Source organism: Nitrospirota bacterium, from assembly GCA_016207905.1.
Classification (GTDB): Bacteria; Nitrospirota; Thermodesulfovibrionia; order Thermodesulfovibrionales; family JdFR-86; genus JACQZC01.
The window spans coordinates 1-2,565 of record JACQZC010000070.1 but is presented as its reverse complement, the minus strand read 5'-3'; the positions used below and the strand labels follow the sequence as shown (position 1 = coordinate 2,565).

Annotated in this window: 3 protein-coding genes; all 3 read right to left on the bottom strand. The window is 40.9% G+C overall.

What is annotated here, in order from left to right; translation table 11 throughout:
• Positions 1–635, bottom strand: a 635-nt coding sequence (locus HY805_08725; protein ID MBI4824292.1) for a hypothetical protein, incomplete at its 3' end; no start/stop codon positions are given.
• A 57-nt stretch (positions 636–692) separates the two neighbouring features.
• Positions 693–1,757: a 3-isopropylmalate dehydrogenase gene (locus HY805_08720; GenBank protein MBI4824291.1), complete on the bottom strand. Its 1,065-nt coding sequence runs from the start codon at positions 1,755–1,757 to the stop codon at positions 693–695.
• A gap of 66 nt (positions 1,758–1,823) precedes the next feature.
• Positions 1,824–2,318, bottom strand: coding sequence for a 3-isopropylmalate dehydratase small subunit (gene leuD, locus HY805_08715; protein MBI4824290.1), 495 nt, complete (start codon positions 2,316–2,318; stop codon positions 1,824–1,826).
• Between the last annotated feature and the right edge of the window lie 247 nt (positions 2,319–2,565).

The window sequence follows — 2,565 nt, the reverse complement described above, 5'->3', positions numbered from 1 at the left end:
ATTACTGCATTAACTGTTATAGAGCTTGTAGTGGTTCTTAGTGCATCCTTTGCCGTGACAGTGATTGTATTTGCTCCTTCAACTAATGGCACATTGCTAACGACAAACTGATTTCCATAAACATCTGCTACTATTCCATTTACTGTTACCCCTAACTCACCTATGAAATTTTCTATTGTTCCAGTTACTATCACCTTTGGGCTTGATATTGTCTCACCAGCAGATGGTGAAAGGACAGTGATATTTAGCGGTGGTGCTACCACCTTAACTTTAATGAAATTTCCACCTTTTCCTTTTAAGACCACTTTAATAGTGTTGGTTGATTGAAGGTTTATTGGCTTTTGAGATGGATTACTCTTTCTCAGGTCTCTGGAGTCTAATACCTCTACACCATTAATGCTGATAGAGACATTTTTTACCTCATTAAGACCATCCTGCCCACTTTGAACCAAGAGTTGGTAAGTGGCAGGGTATGCCTTAAAGGTATCTGTGTAGGTAACAGGCTTGCCTTTGGGCTTATCGTATTGCTTTGGCCCAAATGCAATATATTCTGATTGGGCTAAAGAAGAACCAGCATCTACTAAAGAGATGAGGAATACACTTAATATTAATAATACCTGTTTTACAGTTCTCATTAGTAGCTCTCCTTGTTAATCTTAGATTTTAATATACCTGCCAAAGAAAGTAAAGAATTACTTCTCCCTTATATACCTTTTAACAAGGTCTCCAACCTCTGATGTCGTAAAGCCCATCTTACCGGCTTGAAGACTTTTTATGTGTTTGGATGTAACCTCCATGACAGCTTTCTCTATTGCCAGTCCTGCCTCTTTTTCGCCTAAGTCTTCAAGCATCATACCTCCTGCACATATTGCGGCAAGAGGGTTTATGACATTTTTCCCTTTGTATTTTGGTGCAGAGCCTCCTATTGGCTCAAACATCGAGACCCCATGCGGGTTTATATTGCCTCCTGCGGCAATGCCCATGCCTCCTTGAATCATTGCCCCTAAGTCTGTGATTATGTCTCCAAACATATTGTCTGTTACAATCACATCGAACCACTCGGGGTTTTTTACAAACCACATGGTTATTGCATCGACATGGGCATAATCGGTTTTTATGTCGGGGTAATCTGCCTTGACCTCATTGAATGTTCTTTCCCAGAGGTCAAAGGCATAGGTAAGGACATTGGTCTTTCCACAGAGTGTGAGCTTTTTTGCCCTATTTCTCCTTCTGCAGTAATCAAATGCGTATCTTATGCACCGCTCTACACCTTTTCTGGTGTTTATGGATTCCTGAACTGCAACCTCATCCGTTGTGCCTTTTTTGAGGAATCCGCCTGCACCTGTATAAAGACCTTCTGTGTTTTCCCTTACCACAACAAAATCTATATGCTCAGGACCCTTATCCTTCAAAGGGCAGTCAACCCCGGGATAAAGCTTTACTGGTCTCAGGTTTATATACTGGTCTAATTCAAACCTGAGCTTTAAGAGAATCCCTTTTTCAAGTATTCCGGGCTGGACATCAGGATGGCCTATTGCACCTAAATAAATAGCATTAAAGCCTTTTAGTTCGGAAATCGCATTCTCAGGCACGGTCTCGCCTGTCCTCATGTATCTATCTCCTCCAAAATCGAAATAAACCAAGTCAAGACCAAAACCAAATCTTTCGGCAGTTACATTAAGAACCTTTATGCCCTCTCTTATGACCTCAGGACCAGTGCCATCGCCGGGGATAACTGCAATCTTATAGGACTTCATTATTACCTTTTCTCCTTAAATTTCAATGGTTGCTTCAATATTTCTTGCATTTTATTTCCTTAAATATTAAACCTTCAACCTCTTTTTTGTCCACTCAATGAGCCCGCCTGCGCTTACCAGTTCCTGCATGAAGGCAGGAATCGGCTCTGAGGGAAACTCGATTCCTTTATTCAGGTTTTTTATAATGCCCTTCACTACATCTATCTCAAGGACATCTCCCTCGGAAGTATGGCTCGATATATCCTTTGCCTCGAATATCAAAAGTCCGATGTTAAATGCGTTTCTGAAGAAAATCCTCGCAAAGCTTTCTGCTACGACTGCCTGAATCCCCGATGCCTTTATTGCAATGGGCGCATGCTCACGAGATGAGCCACAGCCAAAGTTTTTTCCTGCAACTATTATGTCTCCTTCCTTAACTTTCTTCTGAAAATCCCTATCTGCATCTTCCATAACATGCCTTGCAAGCTCCTTTGGCTCTGATGTGTTAAGATACCGTGCCGGGATTATTGCGTCAGTGTCTATGTTGTCTCCAAATTTCCATACCCTTCCTCTAATTATCATCGAGCCTCCCTTTATTTAATATCAAAGAAGTATATCATATTTGAGCTGTCTTTTTTGTCTTCAGGTGTGACCCAAATTTGCCGATAGAAAGCCTGGGTGCAGGGATAAAAATCGTTGCCATCTCCTTTTTTTATAGGTTCAATTTGAATTCCCTAAGTGCTTGAAATATCTTCATTTTTATCGTTAGAGCGTTCAATCTTTTTCATTTTGTTCAAATAAGCTGTTTTGTCATCCGTAGCATCAGCCT